General features: G+C 42.6%; 21 protein-coding genes and 1 pseudogene. All 22 read left to right on the forward strand.

Annotation, left to right across the window (positions count from 1 at the left end; translation table 11 throughout):
- Positions 1-445: 445 nt before the first annotated feature.
- The 22 genes and pseudogenes from JMY09_RS07590 (at position 446) to rplF (ending at position 14,743) form a co-directional block, all read left to right on the forward strand.
- Positions 446-1,474 carry a rod shape-determining protein gene (locus JMY09_RS07590; protein WP_201622997.1) on the forward strand — a complete coding sequence of 343 codons (1,029 nt, stop codon included), beginning with the start codon at positions 446-448 and terminating at the stop codon, positions 1,472-1,474.
- Between the two features lie 220 nt (positions 1,475-1,694).
- A pseudogene (gene mreC, locus JMY09_RS07595) lies at positions 1,695-2,516 on the forward strand (rod shape-determining protein MreC); the annotation flags it as partial.
- 189 nt (positions 2,517-2,705) lie between these two features.
- On the forward strand, positions 2,706-3,191 hold the full coding sequence (mreD, locus tag JMY09_RS07600; RefSeq protein WP_201622999.1) for a rod shape-determining protein MreD: 486 nt from the start codon (positions 2,706-2,708) through the stop codon (positions 3,189-3,191).
- Between the two features lie 419 nt (positions 3,192-3,610).
- A complete protein-coding gene (locus JMY09_RS07605) occupies positions 3,611-4,297 on the forward strand; it encodes a Maf family protein (RefSeq protein WP_201623000.1) in 687 nt (228 codons plus the stop codon).
- Between the two features lie 394 nt (positions 4,298-4,691).
- Positions 4,692-6,356 carry an Rne/Rng family ribonuclease gene (locus JMY09_RS07610; RefSeq protein ID WP_201623001.1) on the forward strand — a complete coding sequence of 555 codons (1,665 nt, stop codon included), beginning with the start codon at positions 4,692-4,694 and terminating at the stop codon, positions 6,354-6,356.
- 388 nt (positions 6,357-6,744) lie between these two features.
- Positions 6,745-7,056 (forward strand): 30S ribosomal protein S10, encoded by a 312-nt coding sequence (rpsJ, locus tag JMY09_RS07615; RefSeq protein ID WP_025644420.1) that lies wholly within the window; start codon positions 6,745-6,747, stop codon positions 7,054-7,056.
- Between the two features lie 49 nt (positions 7,057-7,105).
- On the forward strand, positions 7,106-7,744 hold the full coding sequence (gene rplC / locus JMY09_RS07620) for a 50S ribosomal protein L3 (RefSeq protein ID WP_201623002.1): 639 nt from the start codon (positions 7,106-7,108) through the stop codon (positions 7,742-7,744).
- Between the two features lie 14 nt (positions 7,745-7,758).
- Positions 7,759-8,361 (forward strand): 50S ribosomal protein L4, encoded by a 603-nt coding sequence (rplD, locus tag JMY09_RS07625; protein WP_201623003.1) that lies wholly within the window; start codon positions 7,759-7,761, stop codon positions 8,359-8,361.
- A complete protein-coding gene (rplW, locus tag JMY09_RS07630) occupies positions 8,358-8,708 on the forward strand; it encodes a 50S ribosomal protein L23 (protein ID WP_201623004.1) in 351 nt (116 codons plus the stop codon). Before rplD ends, rplW begins: the two co-directional genes overlap by 4 nt.
- An 11-nt stretch (positions 8,709-8,719) precedes the next feature.
- A complete protein-coding gene (rplB, locus tag JMY09_RS07635; RefSeq protein ID WP_201623005.1) occupies positions 8,720-9,544 on the forward strand; it encodes a 50S ribosomal protein L2 in 825 nt (274 codons plus the stop codon).
- 12 nt (positions 9,545-9,556) lie between these two features.
- Positions 9,557-9,832, forward strand: coding sequence for a 30S ribosomal protein S19 (gene rpsS / locus JMY09_RS07640; protein WP_201623006.1), 276 nt, complete (start codon positions 9,557-9,559; stop codon positions 9,830-9,832).
- Positions 9,833-9,842: 10 nt separating this feature from the next.
- Entirely contained in the window at positions 9,843-10,172 is a 330-nt protein-coding gene (rplV, locus tag JMY09_RS07645) for a 50S ribosomal protein L22 (RefSeq protein ID WP_192523466.1), read from the forward strand.
- Positions 10,173-10,175: 3 nt separating this feature from the next.
- Positions 10,176-10,901 carry a 30S ribosomal protein S3 gene (rpsC, locus tag JMY09_RS07650; RefSeq protein WP_201623007.1) on the forward strand — a complete coding sequence of 242 codons (726 nt, stop codon included), beginning with the start codon at positions 10,176-10,178 and terminating at the stop codon, positions 10,899-10,901.
- Positions 10,902-10,904: 3 nt separating this feature from the next.
- Positions 10,905-11,318, forward strand: a complete 414-nt coding sequence (rplP, locus tag JMY09_RS07655) for a 50S ribosomal protein L16 (RefSeq protein WP_201623008.1) — start codon at positions 10,905-10,907, stop codon at positions 11,316-11,318.
- A complete protein-coding gene (gene rpmC, locus JMY09_RS07660) occupies positions 11,318-11,515 on the forward strand; it encodes a 50S ribosomal protein L29 (protein WP_201623009.1) in 198 nt (65 codons plus the stop codon). Before rplP ends, rpmC begins: the two co-directional genes overlap by 1 nt.
- Positions 11,512-11,787, forward strand: coding sequence for a 30S ribosomal protein S17 (gene rpsQ / locus JMY09_RS07665; protein ID WP_201623010.1), 276 nt, complete (start codon positions 11,512-11,514; stop codon positions 11,785-11,787). Before rpmC ends, rpsQ begins: the two co-directional genes overlap by 4 nt.
- Positions 11,788-11,969: 182 nt before the next feature.
- Positions 11,970-12,338, forward strand: a complete 369-nt coding sequence (gene rplN, locus JMY09_RS07670) for a 50S ribosomal protein L14 (RefSeq protein WP_201572055.1) — start codon at positions 11,970-11,972, stop codon at positions 12,336-12,338.
- Between the two features lie 8 nt (positions 12,339-12,346).
- Positions 12,347-12,664 (forward strand): 50S ribosomal protein L24, encoded by a 318-nt coding sequence (gene rplX, locus JMY09_RS07675; RefSeq protein WP_201623011.1) that lies wholly within the window; start codon positions 12,347-12,349, stop codon positions 12,662-12,664.
- Between the two features lie 21 nt (positions 12,665-12,685).
- The gene (gene rplE / locus JMY09_RS07680) at positions 12,686-13,222 is read left to right on the forward strand and encodes a 50S ribosomal protein L5 (RefSeq protein WP_201623012.1); all 537 of its coding nucleotides are present in this window, start codon (positions 12,686-12,688) and stop codon (positions 13,220-13,222) included.
- 12 nt (positions 13,223-13,234) lie between these two features.
- On the forward strand, positions 13,235-13,540 hold the full coding sequence (gene rpsN / locus JMY09_RS07685) for a 30S ribosomal protein S14 (RefSeq protein ID WP_201623013.1): 306 nt from the start codon (positions 13,235-13,237) through the stop codon (positions 13,538-13,540).
- A gap of 11 nt (positions 13,541-13,551) precedes the next feature.
- Positions 13,552-13,950 carry a 30S ribosomal protein S8 gene (gene rpsH / locus JMY09_RS07690; protein WP_201623014.1) on the forward strand — a complete coding sequence of 133 codons (399 nt, stop codon included), beginning with the start codon at positions 13,552-13,554 and terminating at the stop codon, positions 13,948-13,950.
- Between the two features lie 259 nt (positions 13,951-14,209).
- On the forward strand, positions 14,210-14,743 hold the full coding sequence (gene rplF, locus JMY09_RS07695; protein WP_201623015.1) for a 50S ribosomal protein L6: 534 nt from the start codon (positions 14,210-14,212) through the stop codon (positions 14,741-14,743).
- The last annotated feature ends 9 nt before the right edge of the window (positions 14,744-14,752 follow it).

Below are 14,752 nucleotides of genomic sequence, written 5' to 3' on the forward strand. Positions count from 1 at the left end.
AGCAGCTGCTTTGATTATTTGATAATGATATCTGATTGGCGATACTCGCTATACCTCATCTAGTTATTAATAATAGCTCAGATATTGGTACTCTAAATGCGTTACAGTGAATAAAGGGTAGAAGGTAAACCTTACTGTAAAAAATTGCAGCCTTTGTGCTTAATAGCACTAACCATAATTTATATCATTGCGCTGTCGGAAACAAATTCTAGCATTTTAGAATAAAATCATTATCTTACTAATGCCATAATAGCTGTGTTTTTTCCAAGCTAAATCGGTATAATTTATTTCAATTTCATTTTTGTTGTTTAGGTTCGACTTGTTGTGTGGGTAAGCTTTCGCTACTATAGGCGACTACCATTAACCTATTTGTTGACAATAAGTACGTCTTAGCCATCTCATTCGCCTCAATTGCCTTATTTGTAAAGCGCTGGATAAACTAGTCATGAACCTGTTTGGATTTTTGTCAAATAATATCGCTATCGATCTTGGTACTGCGAACACCCTAATCTTTATTCCTAATAAAGGCGTGGTGCTCGATGAACCTACGGTAGTAGCCCTACGTAGTAATCGCACACAAAACCCAACGGTAGCAGCGGTAGGAATCGATGCTAAGCAGATGCTTGGGCGTACTCCATCTAACATCACTGCTATTCGGCCATTAAAAGACGGTGTGATCGCTGACTTTGAAGTCACCCAAAAGATGCTGAAGCACTTTATAGCTAAAGTAAAAGCCAAACGCTTTATGGCACAGCCCAACGTAGTAGTTTGCGTACCTTGTAAGTCAACTTTAGTTGAACGTAAGGCTATTCGTGAAGCGGTTTCTTCAGCAGGGGCTAGTAGAGTGCTGCTGCTAGAAGAGCCAATGGCCGCTGCAATAGGAGCAGGCTTGCCGGTACATGAGGCTAGCGGCTCTATGGTTGTCGATATCGGTGGCGGTACTACTGAGATTGCAGTCATCGCTTTGTCTGGTTGCGTTTATGCTGAGTCTATTCGTATCGGTGGTGACATCTTTGATGAAGCTATCATCACTCATGTACGTCGCACTCACGGCTGTGTTATCGGTGAGACAACGGCTGAACGTATTAAACAAGAAGTAGGCTCTGCCCTTAATGAGAGCGAGCAATTACAAGTGGAAGTCCGTGGTCGTAGTATGGCCGAAGGCGTTCCTAAGACTTTTACTGTCAATTCTGAAGAAGTACAAAAAGCGCTCAGCGATCCTTTAAGCGGTATTGTCAGCGCAGTAAAAGCAGCGCTTGAGCAAACACCACCAGAGCTGTCATCAGATATTGCTGAGCGTGGCATAATACTCACAGGCGGTGGTGCCTTACTGCGTGATTTGGATAAACTAATCTCTAGAGAGACTGGACTACCAGTTTCTGTCGCTGAAGATCCTTTAACTTGTGTTAGTCGTGGTGGCGGTATGGCACTAGACTTCATTAATAACAAAAGTCTTAATATGATTTTTGTATAAACAGTTAAAGTCTGTCGCTTAAAGCCTGTCACTTAAAATAAATGACTGCAAGTTTAACGTTGAAAGCTCAAATTACTCTCGTTACTATCGATAAGGTTAGAGTAGCCAATAATAAAGGCAGTCGTAAAGGCTGCCTTTTGCGATAGTGGCACTATGCTAAATGGGGCTGGTTAACGTTTTTTAATATTTAGCGCCGGTTACGGATTAAATTAGAACCCTTATGACTCCAAGTATTTTTGCTCGCCAGCCCCTGTCTCTACGTATAGCTGCTATTGTATTAATAGCGGCGCTGATACTTATGTGGTTTGATAGCAAAAATCCAGAATGGTTTAAGCCAGTCCGTAATATGAGCCATGTCGCTATGCAACCTATCTACGAGATGTCGTTATTGCCTAGTTACGCTGGTCATTGGGTAAGAGGTATGAGTCAGTCAAAGGAATCACTACGCCGCGAAAACGTACAATTAAAATCACAATTGATTCATGCCCAAGCTAAGCTGCAACAGCAAGACTATATATTGGCACAAAACGCACGCTTGCAAGGTATTCTATCGACTACTAAGCCGGAACAGTTTGATCTTAATCTGGCGCAAGTGATTGGCACTGATACTAATCTATTGAAGCAAATCGTAGTGCTTAACAAAGGCGTACAAGATGGGGTACAAGTTGGTCAGACAGTTATCGATGAAAAGGGGGTTTTGGGCCAGATCATCAATGTCTATCCTAATACTAGCCGGCTTCTATTGATTACGGATGAGCAGCAGTCGGTGGCTGTTACTGTCAAGCGTACAGGTCAGCGTGGCATAGTGACTGGCAAAGGCATACCTTCATCATTGGGTCTAAATTATATATTTAAGACTTCAGATGTGCGTGTTGGTGATGAGCTTATCTCTTCAGGCTTAGGTGGTCGTATTCCGGCAGGCTACAGTGTAGGGCGTATAGAGCTTATTAAAGATACGGCAGCAGATAACTTTAGAAGTATTCAAGTCGCCCCAGCCGCTAACTTCATTGACAATGCCTATGTGCTAATCTTACAAGATAAAAGCATCGCTGCTGACAGTGAACTGCCCGAATTTTCAGCGATCACTGACTCTACCGATAGTACTATTACCGCTAATTTAAGCCAAGCTGCTAACCAACAATCCTCTAGTCCTCACCCTAATCAGTCATTAAGTAATCGGCCCGTCCAAACCTTAGTAACGGCTACCAATCCATCATTAAGGTAGGCAGTCATGCTATATCCAGAATCTGAGCACGCAACCGGTCTTTTACTGTTAGTCATTGCCTTGAGCTTTGTACTGTCTTCCTCACTAAACGTCTATCCGCTGAGTCATGCTATGGCGAGTTTACGGCCGATGGTGATGATGATGGTACTTATTTTTTGGCTATTATTCCAACCACGTTACGTGGGGGTGGTCACCGCTTTTACTATCGGACTTATTGCCGATTTATTGTTAGATACGCGCTTAGGACAACAAGCCTTCGCTGGAGTAGTTGTAGCTTTAGTAGTCAAAATTAGCAGTATCTATGTCAAACAGCTCAATACAGCGAGCGCTTGGTTGATTGCCACTTTAGCCTTGATAGCTTTTCAGTTAAGTCTTTGGATATTGCAGCTTATTACTCAAGATGTATTTGTCGTCCAGTCAGGGTTATCTATCTTGATGAGCATTCTCAGTTGGCCTTTAGTGCTATTTGCCCTGCGTAGATTCGCACGATAACTACCCAGACCTTAAACCTTCGATTTTCGATCATCGACCATTGTAACCATCGGCAGTGTTTATTAAATGCTAATCCTAAGATAATGGCATAAATAAAAATATCTAGCTTCTGTTTTAAGCTTATAGTCTCAGCATAGTAGCGATAAAAAATAGCTCTACCGGTTGCAGCTGATGCCAAAACCAGCACTTGAGGTTATTAGCTAAAGGCTGACTACTCTCGCTGGCTACATTAACAAATACTGATGTTAATAAGTAATGATATTAATAAGTACTGATGCTGATACACAGCCATGTGCACTAGCTTCGATAGGTGTCTTGTCTACAGCGCCGTTTTGATTCACTAGCGTCTATCAGCAGTATCTATTTGTGAAGGCTCAATACTTGCTAATTATTCAAAAATACCAAATAAGAGATAAATAATGCATATTTTATTGGCTTCTGGCTCACCACGTCGGCGTGAGCTATTGGCAAATGCCAAACTCGACTTGCACATTACTAGTGTAGATATCGACGAAAGTACTTTAAGTAATGAATCACCAATAGACTATATTCAGCGTATGGTAGCCAGCAAAGCAACGGCTGCTGTTGAGCAATTAAACGCTGATTATCGAGCTAATAACAGTTTGTTTGCTAGTATATCTGACCCTTTTATTATGCTTACTGCTGATACCATTGGGGTATTGCCCGATGGCAAAACGGTATTAGTAAAGCCGATAGATCGTGCGCACGCTTATCAGATGTGGCAACAGATGTCTGCCAATACTCATCAAGTATGGACCGCTGTACAAGCAACAAAAATATCCTTATTACCCAGTTTATCGACAGATTCAGGAGATCAAAATAACGCTGAGAGTGAGCTGTCATTACAAGTGCTGTGGCAGCGCCAAATTATCGAGCGTACCCAAGTTAGTTTTGTACCTTTAACGCCAGCGATGATGGCTGATTATTGGGACAGTGGTGAACCAGCTGACAAGGCGGGTGCTTATGGTATTCAAGGCTTAGCAGCCGCTTGGGTGACGGCTATCAACGGTAGCTATACTAATGTCGTGGGATTGCCTTTGGCGCAGACCTTAGCGCTGATCGAAGAAGCAAGTAGTCAATACTGATATTATTAGCTATAGCTAATCTGCTGGCTAGTGCTTTAATTAATCTATCATCTAGTTCGAGAGTTGCTTGTGCTGCCAAGGTGTTAAGACACATAATGATACGGCAACGATAGGCAGGGGCAGGGCGCATTTGTTACACTAGATGCGAGAAGTTTATTTACTAATAAAAAACTATACCGTATAAGACTGATGTTAAAATTGCTCCTCGATATTTAACCGCAGTAGGTGGCAAATTTAGCTAAGGCACTGCCTACGCTTTATAATTTTGTAATCACAGCGCTTTGATCCACTATCAGTACTGCTTATTTGTGCACTATATTAGCTATAAATTACACCTACCTATAGATTATAGAATACCCCTTAATAAGCCCCACTAGCGATAAGAGAAAATATTATGTCGGAAGAGCTACTAATTAACGTCAGTCCAGTAGAATCGCGAGTAGCTGTCTTAGATAATGGGGTGCTTAGTGAAATTTATATCGAGCGTCATCATAAGCTTGGCTTAGTAGGCAATATTTATTTAGGGACAGTAGTACGAGTACTGCCTGGCATGCAAGCCGCTTTTGTCGAAATTGGCCAATCACGTACCGCCTTTTTACATGTCAATGATATGCAACGAGAGCCGCGCGTACTGCCTACTACTAACAAGGCTTTGGACAAAGCTAATAAAGACTTGACTGATGATCAATCAGATAGTGATAAAAGCCTTAGTGACACAGCCAATAGTGCTCAGTCTAATAGTGATCAGACGAATGGTAATCAGATCCCTGATATATCAGCGGTTACCCTGCCAGTAGTCAGCTCAAAAGATAGTGATAATGCCACAGTAGCTAGTAAAAGCCTTATACAACACCGCTTGCACGAAGGCCAGCGCGTGTTAGTACAAGTGACTAAAGATCAATTAGGCAGCAAAGGCGCGCGGTTGACCACTAATGTTTCACTGCCATCACGTTATTTGGTATATCTACCATCGAGTGATCATATAGGTATCTCGCAACGCATCGACAATGAAGAAGAGCGTACTCGGCTAAAGACAGAACTGGGTAGCTTGATGCAAACCGTTAATCTACAAGGGGGTTTAATCGCTCGTACGGCAGCTGAACGGGTACCAGTAGATAAGCTAGAAGAAGATATTTATTACTTGCTGCAACTTTGGCGTACTATTTGCGCCCGTAAACAAGAAATGAAACAGCATCAAAGCTCAGAGTTGATCTATCAGGAGCTGTCGTTACCGCTAAGGTCTATCCGTGATCTAGTACATGCCGGCACTGAAAAAGTTATTGTCGATAATGCCCAGATCTATGAGCAAGTTTGTCGTTTTGCTAAAGAGTTTGTGCCTTTTATTGAAGCGCACATTGTGCATTATACTGCTGAGCCTGCGCTATTCGATGTACACCGCGTTGAAGAAGATTTGCGTGATGCGCTAAAGCGTCGGGTAGATCTCAAGTCTGGTGGCTATTTGATTATTGATCAGACCGAAGCCATGACCACTATCGATGTTAATACAGGCTCTTATGTAGGTGGCCGCTCATTAGAGGATACTGTTTATAAAACCAATCTAGAGGCCACTCATGCTATTGCCAGTCAGCTACGCCTACGCAACTTAGGTGGTATTATCATTTTAGACTTTATTGACATGCTCGAACAAGAGCATAAAGATGATGTGCTTACTAGTTTAAGAGAACAGCTTACTCAAGACTATGCCAAAACTAACATTACTCAAGTCAGTGAGTTGGGTCTAGTAGAGATGACTCGTAAACGTACTCGTGAATCGCTTGGTCAGCTGCTTTGTGAGCCTTGTCTAACTTGTCAGGGTCGTGGCTTTGTAAAAACGGCCGAAACCGTATGCTTTGAGATATTTCGCGAGATTATGCGCTGTGCGCGTACTTATAACTCTCCTAAGAAGTTTACGGTTGTTGCGCATGCCGCAGTCATTGATTTACTGCTAACCTCAGAGGCAGATACCGTTGCTGATTTAGAGTATTTACTAGGGCGAGTTATTACTTTTGAAGTAGAGAATCTATATACTCAAGAGCAATATGATATCGTTTTGGATTGATAAAACCATCTTATCTGTGCTTTTACTAGCAGTAGCTAACCTTACTAAAAATTAATACTGCTAATTATTACTCTTTATGGCATTAAACATTACCCTTGCATTGAGTCAAATACTCTGTATAATATCCACTACTGAATTATAAGAGCGCAGCCAAGTAAAACGCTGGCGCTATGACAGCTAGAGCATCGTTTCTAGCACTATTTCATATGCCTTTGCTACTTTCCAATTAATAGGAGAGTCGGCGGGGCTTTAAACTATTTTACTTTTAGCCTGTTAGTAGTTCTACTAAGAATCACCAACGACTTAGAGTAAATATTTATTTAAACGGCTTTTGGTCATCACCTTGCGTTGCAAGAATGACGAAAACATATATTAGGAGCTTGCTGGCATGGCTAACCAGAGAATCCGTATCCGTCTTAAGTCTTTTGATCATCGTTTGATTGATCAATCAGCACAAGAGATCGTTGATACAGCAAAGCGCACCGGTGCGCAAGTTTGTGGTCCTGTACCGTTGCCGACTCGTATTGAGCGCTTCGACGTTTTAACCTCGCCACACGTTAACAAAGACGCTCGTGATCAGTACGAAATCCGTACTCATAAGCGTATGGTTGACATTGTTCAGCCTACTGACAAAACTGTGGACGCGCTAATGAAGTTAGATTTAGCTGCGGGTGTTGACGTTCAAATTGCTTTGGGTTAATGCACATTAATTGCCCAATCCATTAATAGAAGATATAAAGAGGTTCAAAATGGCGATCGGTTTAGTCGGTAAAAAATGCGGCATGACCCGTGTCTTCACTGAAGCAGGTGCGTCTATCCCTGTAACTGTGATTGAGGTCGATGCAAACCGCATTACTCAAGTAAAAACTACTGATACAGATGGTTATCAAGCCATTCAAATCACTACTGGAACTCGTCGTGACAGCCGCGTAACTGCTGCTCAAAAAGGTCACTTCGCGAAAGCTGGCGTAAAAGCCGGTCGTGGTGTTTGGGAATTCCGTGCCAATGAAAGCGATCTTGAAGGACGCGTTATTGGTGGCGAAATTCTAGCTGACTTGTTTGCAGAAGGTCAGATGGTTGACGTTACAGGAAATAGTAAAGGTAAAGGCTTTCAAGGTCCTGTAAAGCGTCATAACTTTAGCATGCAAGATGCTACTCATGGTAACTCAGTATCTCATCGTGCACATGGTTCAACTGGTCAAAACCAGTCACCAGGTAAAGTATTCAAAGGCAAAAAGATGGCGGGTCAGATGGGTAACAAGCGTGTTACTGTTCAAGGCCTAGAAGTGATTTCGGTTGATGCCGAAAAAGGGTTACTTGTCATCAAGGGTGCTATCCCAGGTGCCACCGGTGGCGATGTTATCGTACGTCCGTCAGTCAAAGCCTAAGCAAGGGGATTAACGTGGATTTAAAAACAGTTACAGGTGCGGCGGTTGAGCTTTCTGATACGGCTTTCGGTCGTGAATTCAACGAAGCACTAGTGCATCAAGTCGTCACCGCTTATTTAGCCGGTGCTCGCCAAGGTACACGCGCACAAAAGACCCGTGCCGAAGTTTCTGGCGGTGGTATTAAGCCATGGCGTCAAAAAGGTACTGGTCGCGCTCGCGCCGGTTCTATTCGTAGCCCAATCTGGCGTGGGGGCGGACGTGCATTTGCAGCCAAACCACAAGATTGGTCACAAAAAGTTAACCGCAAAATGTATCGCGGTGCTATGCAGTGCATCTTAGCCGAGTTAATACGCCAAGATCGTTTGATTTTAGTTGAAGACATCACTATGTCTGCACCTAGAACTAAAGACTTAATCGCTAAATTGAGTGAATTGAATGCACCACGTGCATTGATCATCACTAAAGAAGTTGATGAAAACTTGTACTTAGCCGCCCGCAACATTCCACACGTCAATGTACTAGGTACAAGTGAAGTGGATCCAGTGAGCTTGATTGCTTTTGATAAAGTAATCATGTCAGTTGAAGCTGCGAAACAATTTGAGGAAGCATTAGCATGAATAACGCAAGACTTTATGAGGTCTTAAGAGGACCTGTCTTCTCAGAAAAATCTCAAATGCTTGGCGACTCACTTGGTGTACAAGTATTCAAAATTGATTCTAAAGCGACTAAGCTTGAAGTCAAGAAAGCAGTTGAGCTGATGTTTGAAGGTGTTGAAGTTACTAAAGTAAACACTTTGAATGTTAAAGGTAAGACAAAGCGTTTTGGTAAGAGCATCGGCCGTCGTAATGACTATAAAAAAGCCTATGTTACCTTAAAAGCTGGTCAAGATGTACAAATGGCTGATGCTGGTGAGGACGTAGCTATTACTGCTGCCCCTGCTAGTGAAACAGCGAACAACGAATAAGGATAACACTCATGCCTATCGTAAAAGCAAAGCCAACATCACCAGGCCGTCGTTTTGTTGAAAAAGTGGTGCATCCACACCTTTATAAAGGTCGTCCATATGCAGCGCTTCTCGAATCAAAAAGTAAGTCAGGTGGTCGTAACAATAATGGTCGCATAACTTCTCGTCATATTGGTGGCGGTCATAAGCAACATTATCGTATAATTGACTTTAAACGTACTAAAGATAATATTCCAGCGACTGTAGAGCGTATTGAATATGATCCTAACCGTACTGCCCATATTGCGTTATTGAAGTATGCTGATGGTGAGCGTCGCTATATCATCGCCGCTAAAAAGCAAGCAGTTGGTGATACAGTATTGTCAGGTGAAGCATCTCCAATTCGTCCAGGTAACTGTTTACCGCTTAAAAACATCCCTTTGGGTACTGTGATCCATAATATCGAACTTAAAATCGGTAAAGGCGCACAGATGGCTCGTTCAGCGGGTGCAAGCGTTCAGCTACTAGGTCGTGACGGTATCTACGCAATTCTACGTATGCGTTCAGGCGAAACTCGTCGTGTGCATATCAATTGTCGTGCAGTTATCGGTGAAGTATCTAATACTGAAAACAACTTGAAATCACTTGGTAAAGCCGGTGCCTCACGTTGGCGCGGTATTCGTCCTTCAGTTCGTGGTGTCGCAATGAACCCGGTTGATCACCCACATGGTGGTGGTGAAGGTCGTAACAAAGGTCGCCATCCTACTAGCCCTTGGGGTCAGAAGTCTAAAGGACTTAAGACGCGTCACAATAAGCGTACTGATAAAATGATCATCCGTCGCGCCAAGAAGAAATAAAGGAAGAATTTCATGCCTCGTTCATTGAAAAAAGGTCCATTCATTGATGCGCATTTGTTTGCCAAAGTTGAAACTGCTATTGCAGCCAACTCACGCAAACCGATCAAAACTTGGTCGCGCCGCTCGATGATTCTGCCACAAATGGTTGGCCTAACTTTATCTGTTCACAACGGTCGTACTCATGTACCCGTTATTATAAGCGAACAGATGGTTGGTCATAAACTAGGTGAATTTGCTCCGACTCGTACGTATCGTGGTCATGGCATTGACAGAAAAGCTAAGAAATAAGGTGCTTACCATGGAAGTAACTGCAAAATTACGCGGTGCCGCCATCTCGGCACAAAAAGTTAGACTCGTTGCTGATGAAGTTCGTGGCAAATCTATTGAACGTGCTTTGGATATCCTAACGTATAGCAATAAAAAAGGCGCTGTGTTTGTTAAGAAATGTCTTAACTCAGCCATCGCCAATGCTGAACACAACGACGGATTAGATATTGATACGCTTAAAGTATCTACTATCTACGTCGATGAAGGCATTACGCTAAAACGTATCCTACCACGTGCGAAAGGTCGCGCTGATCGTATCAGCAAGCGTACCTGTCACATCACTATAAAGGTAGGGGAATAAGTTATGGGACAAAAAGTACATCCAATCGGAATCCGTCTTGGTGTTGTAAAAAAGCATAACGCAAACTGGTATGCTAGCCCTAAACAATACTCAGAATACCTAATTAACGACATTCAAGTTCGTGATTATCTACGCAAAAAACTAGATAACGCTATGATCAGCAACATCATGATCGAGCGTCCTACTGGTGCTGCTAAGATTACCATCGCCACTGCGCGTCCTGGTATTGTTATCGGTAAAAAAGGCGAAGACATTGAGAGACTTCAGAAAGAATTGACTAAAATTATGGGCGTACCTGCTCAGGTCAATATTGAAGAAATCACCTCACCTGATCTAGATGCCCGTTTAGTAGCTGAAGGTATTGCAAGTCAGCTTGAGCGTCGTGTTATGTTCCGTCGTGCTATGAAGCGTGCGGTACAGAACAGCATGCGTTCTGGTGCTAAAGGTATCAAAGTTGAGTTGTCTGGCCGTCTAGGCGGTGCTGAGATTGCTCGTACTGAATGGTATCGTGAAGGTCGTGTACCTTTACATACTCTTCGCGCTGATATTGACTATGCGTCAGTACGTGCAGAAACTACTTACGGCACTATCGGTGTAAAAGTTTGGATTTTCCGTGGCGAAATCCTTGACGGTATGAACAGTGTTTATAATCCCGTTAAAGAAGAGCAGACTCGCGCGCCAAAACGCCGTGGTCGTGGTGGAAACCGTCGAAACTCAGACAGAGGTTAAACTATGTTACAGCCAAAACGTACCAAGTTTCGTAAAATGCATAAAGGTCGTAACACTGGGCTTGCTCATCGTGGAAGCACCGTTGCATTCGGACAAATTGGTCTAAAATCTTTGACTCGCGGTCGTATGACTGCCCGTCAAATTGAAGCAGCACGTCGTACCATTACTCGTAAGATCAAACGTGGTGGTAAAATTTGGATTCGTGTATTCCCTGACAAACCTATTACCAAAAAGCCATTAGAAGTACGTATGGGTAAAGGTAAAGGTCCTGTAGAATATTGGGTATGCGAAGTCAAACCTGGTAAAGTGCTATATGAAATCGAAGGGGTTTCAGAAGAACTTGCTCGCGAAGCTTTAACGCTTGCTGCAGCAAAACTGCCCTTTAAAACTACCATTGTTAAGCGGACGATAATGTAATGAAGATCAGTGAATTACGTGATAAATCATTAGAAGAACTGACTCAGTTACTTGATGAAAAGCAACTTGATGCTTTCCGTATTCGTATGGCTAAAGCAACAGGTCAGTTGGGGAGTACCCATGAAGTTCGTGGCAATCGTCGCACGATTGCTCAACTTCAGACTTTGATTAACCAGAAACAACGAGGCGACTCATGAGCGATAACAATCAACCAGCTACCAATGCTAGCTTATTGACCGGACGAGTTGTGAGCGACAAGATGGACAAGTCCATCACTGTTTTGATTGAGCGTCTTGTGCGTCATCCTTTGTATGGCAAGCAACTTCGTCGTTCAACTAAAATTAAAGCTCATGATGAAAACAACGTTTGCCAACAAGGCGACCTTGTACGTATTAAAGAAACGCGTCCAATCTCAAAAACTAAAGCATGGACTTTAGTAGAAGTGATTGAAACAGTAGAAAAAATCTAAGTAAATTGCATTAAAAGCCAGAAGCTGTTAAAATAGCCGCCTTTTTAAGGATGCTGATTGCACCTAGCGTGTATCACTAGCATTGAGAGTAAGGTGCGGTTATTTATATTAAAATGCCGTCAACTCATACTGTGCTAGCGGCAGCAACTGGTTTTTATTGCTCATACGTGTGGAGTAACGCTATGATTCAGGTTGAGTCAATGCTGGAAGTTGCAGACAATAGCGGTGCAAGACGAGTTCAGTGCATTAAAGTACTGGGTGGTTCTCATCGTCGTTATGCATCAGTCGGCGATATCATCAAAGTAACGGTTAAAGAAGCCATTCCTCGCGGTCGTGTTAAAAAAGGCGACGTGATGAATGCGGTAGTTGTACGTACCAAAAAAGGCGTTCGTCGCCCAGATGGTTCGGTCATTCGTTTTGACGACAATGCTGCGGTATTGTTGAACCAAAACAAAGCACCGATTGCAACTCGTATTTTTGGACCGGTAACTCGTGAACTACGTGGTGATCAGTTTATGAAAATTGTATCCCTAGCACCAGAAGTATTGTGAGGTAACCCATGGCTAAATTACGAAAAGGCGATACAGTCGTTGTGATTGCTGGTAAAGACAAAGGCAAGCAAGGTACTGTTCAAGCTGTTAAAAACGATCGTATTAAAGTTGAAGGCATTAACATTGTCACTAAACATCAGAAGCCAAATCAGGCAACTGGCGTTGAAGGCGGCATTCTTAAGCAAGAAGCTTTTCTACATATCTCAAACGTTGCGATTTTAAATGCGCAAACCCAAAAAGCAGACCGTATTTCTTACCAGACTGGCGAAGACGGCGTTAAAAACCGTGTTTACCGTTCAAATGGTGAAGTTGTGGCGACTGCGTAAGACACTAAGGGTGTAATGGTAATGGCAAGATTAAAAGTTTTATATAATAATGAACTAAAGCAAAAGATCAAAGAAGAACTTGCTTTAGAAAACGTGATGCAGGTGCCTAAAATCACCAAAATCACATTAAACATGGGTGTAGGTGGCGCGTCTCAAGACAAGAAATTGCTTGAAGGTGCTGTTGCTGATATGACTGTAATTGCTGGTCAAAAACCTGTAGTCACCAAAGCGCGTAAATCAATCGCTGGCTTCAAGATTCGTGAAGAATGGCCAATTGGTTGTAAAGTAACGCTACGCGGTGAGCAAATGTACGAATTTTTAGATCGTCTCATTGCCGTTGCAATTCCTCGTGTTCGTGACTTTCGTGGTTTTTCACCTAAAGCCTTTGATGGACGTGGTAACTATTCACTGGGTATCAAAGAGCAAATCGTATTCCCAGAAGTAGATTTTGACAAGATTGATCGTATCCGCGGTATGGATATTACAATCACTACGTCAGCTACTACTGATGATGAAGGTCGTGCGCTGCTTAAAGCATTCGGCTTCCCATTTAAATAAGGTAAAGACGTTATGGCAAAGAAGAGCATGATTAACCGCGAATTAAAGCGCGAAAAAATGGTTGCAAAGTATGCTGAAAAGCGTATTAAGCTAAAAGAAACTATCGGTGATATGAATGCAAGTGACGAAGAGCGTATGGACGCGATGTTAGAGCTTCAAGCTTTACCACGCAACTCATCGCCAGTACGTCTGCGCAATCGTTGTGCTATCACAGGTCGTCCTCATGGTTACTTCCGCAAGTTTGGCTTATCACGCAATATGCTGCGTGAACGTGTCATGCAAGGTGATGTACCTGGTGTTCGTAAAGCAAGCTGGTAAGGAGTAATTACATGAGTATGCAAGATACTGTTGGGGATATGCTAACCCGTATTCGTAACGCACAAATGGCTAATAAAGTTTCTGTAGCTATGCCAAGCTCAAAGCTACGTAAATCAATCGCTGACCTATTGGTCAACGAAGGTTATGTAGCCAGTGCTGTTGTAAAAGCTGAAGACAACAACAAAGCAACGCTAACTATTGAACTAAAATACTTCGAAGGCAAAGCTGTCATCGAAACTATCCAACGTTTTAGCCGTCCTGGTTTACGCCAGCATCGCGGTAAAGACGCTATCCCTACTGTTAAGCAAGGTATGGGTGTTGCTATCGTATCTACTAGTAAAGGCATCATGAGTGATCGTGCTGCACGCGCTGCAGGTATCGGTGGTGAAGTCGTTGCATTTGTAGCGTAAGCTGCGCCACGACAAAGTCTATTTGTATTTTATTAGGTTTATGGTTTATTTAAACAATATCTCATAAACCTGATATCTATATTAATTATAGTTATCAGACCTCAGATAAATTATAGAATAATAATTCTATTGAATTGATGAGTGTATAATAGAATCGATTATGCTAAACTAGCACGCTTTTTAGCCTGTTAGTTTTTTCGCTATTTATTTTGCTAATAGTTTGCTAACAGAAGATATTAATTTTTTAAGGAATATTCCTATGTCTCGTGTGGCTAAAGCCCCAGTAATACTGCCTAATGGCGTAAGTGTTACTTTGAACGATCGGCAGGTCGAAGTGAAAGGCAAGAACGGTACTTTGTCTTTACGCCTGCACGAATTGGTCGAGCTGAAACAGGAAGATGATGCTATCATTCTCTCACCTACAGTCGATTCAAAAGAAGCCATGATGCACACTGGCACCATCCGCGCTATCCTTAACAACCATGTTAAAGGTGTAACTGAAGGCTTTGAAAAACGCTTACAGTTGATCGGTGTTGGTTATCGTGCTCAAGCTAATGGCGATAAAATAACCTTAAACGTCGGTTATTCACATCCAGTAGAATATACATTGCCTGAAAGCGTGTCAGCTGAAACCCCAACGCAAACTGAAATTGTTTTGAAATCAAACAATAAACAGCAGCTTGGTCAAGCAGCGGCTAATATCCGCGGTTTCCGCCCACCAGAGCCTTATAAAGGTAAAGGTATTCGTTATAGTGACGAGCATGTGATTCGCAAAGAAGCCAAGAAAAAATAAGGTGAGTTG

It is taken from the genome of Psychrobacter urativorans (assembly GCF_904846695.1).
GTDB lineage: Bacteria > Pseudomonadota > Gammaproteobacteria > Pseudomonadales > Moraxellaceae > Psychrobacter > Psychrobacter urativorans.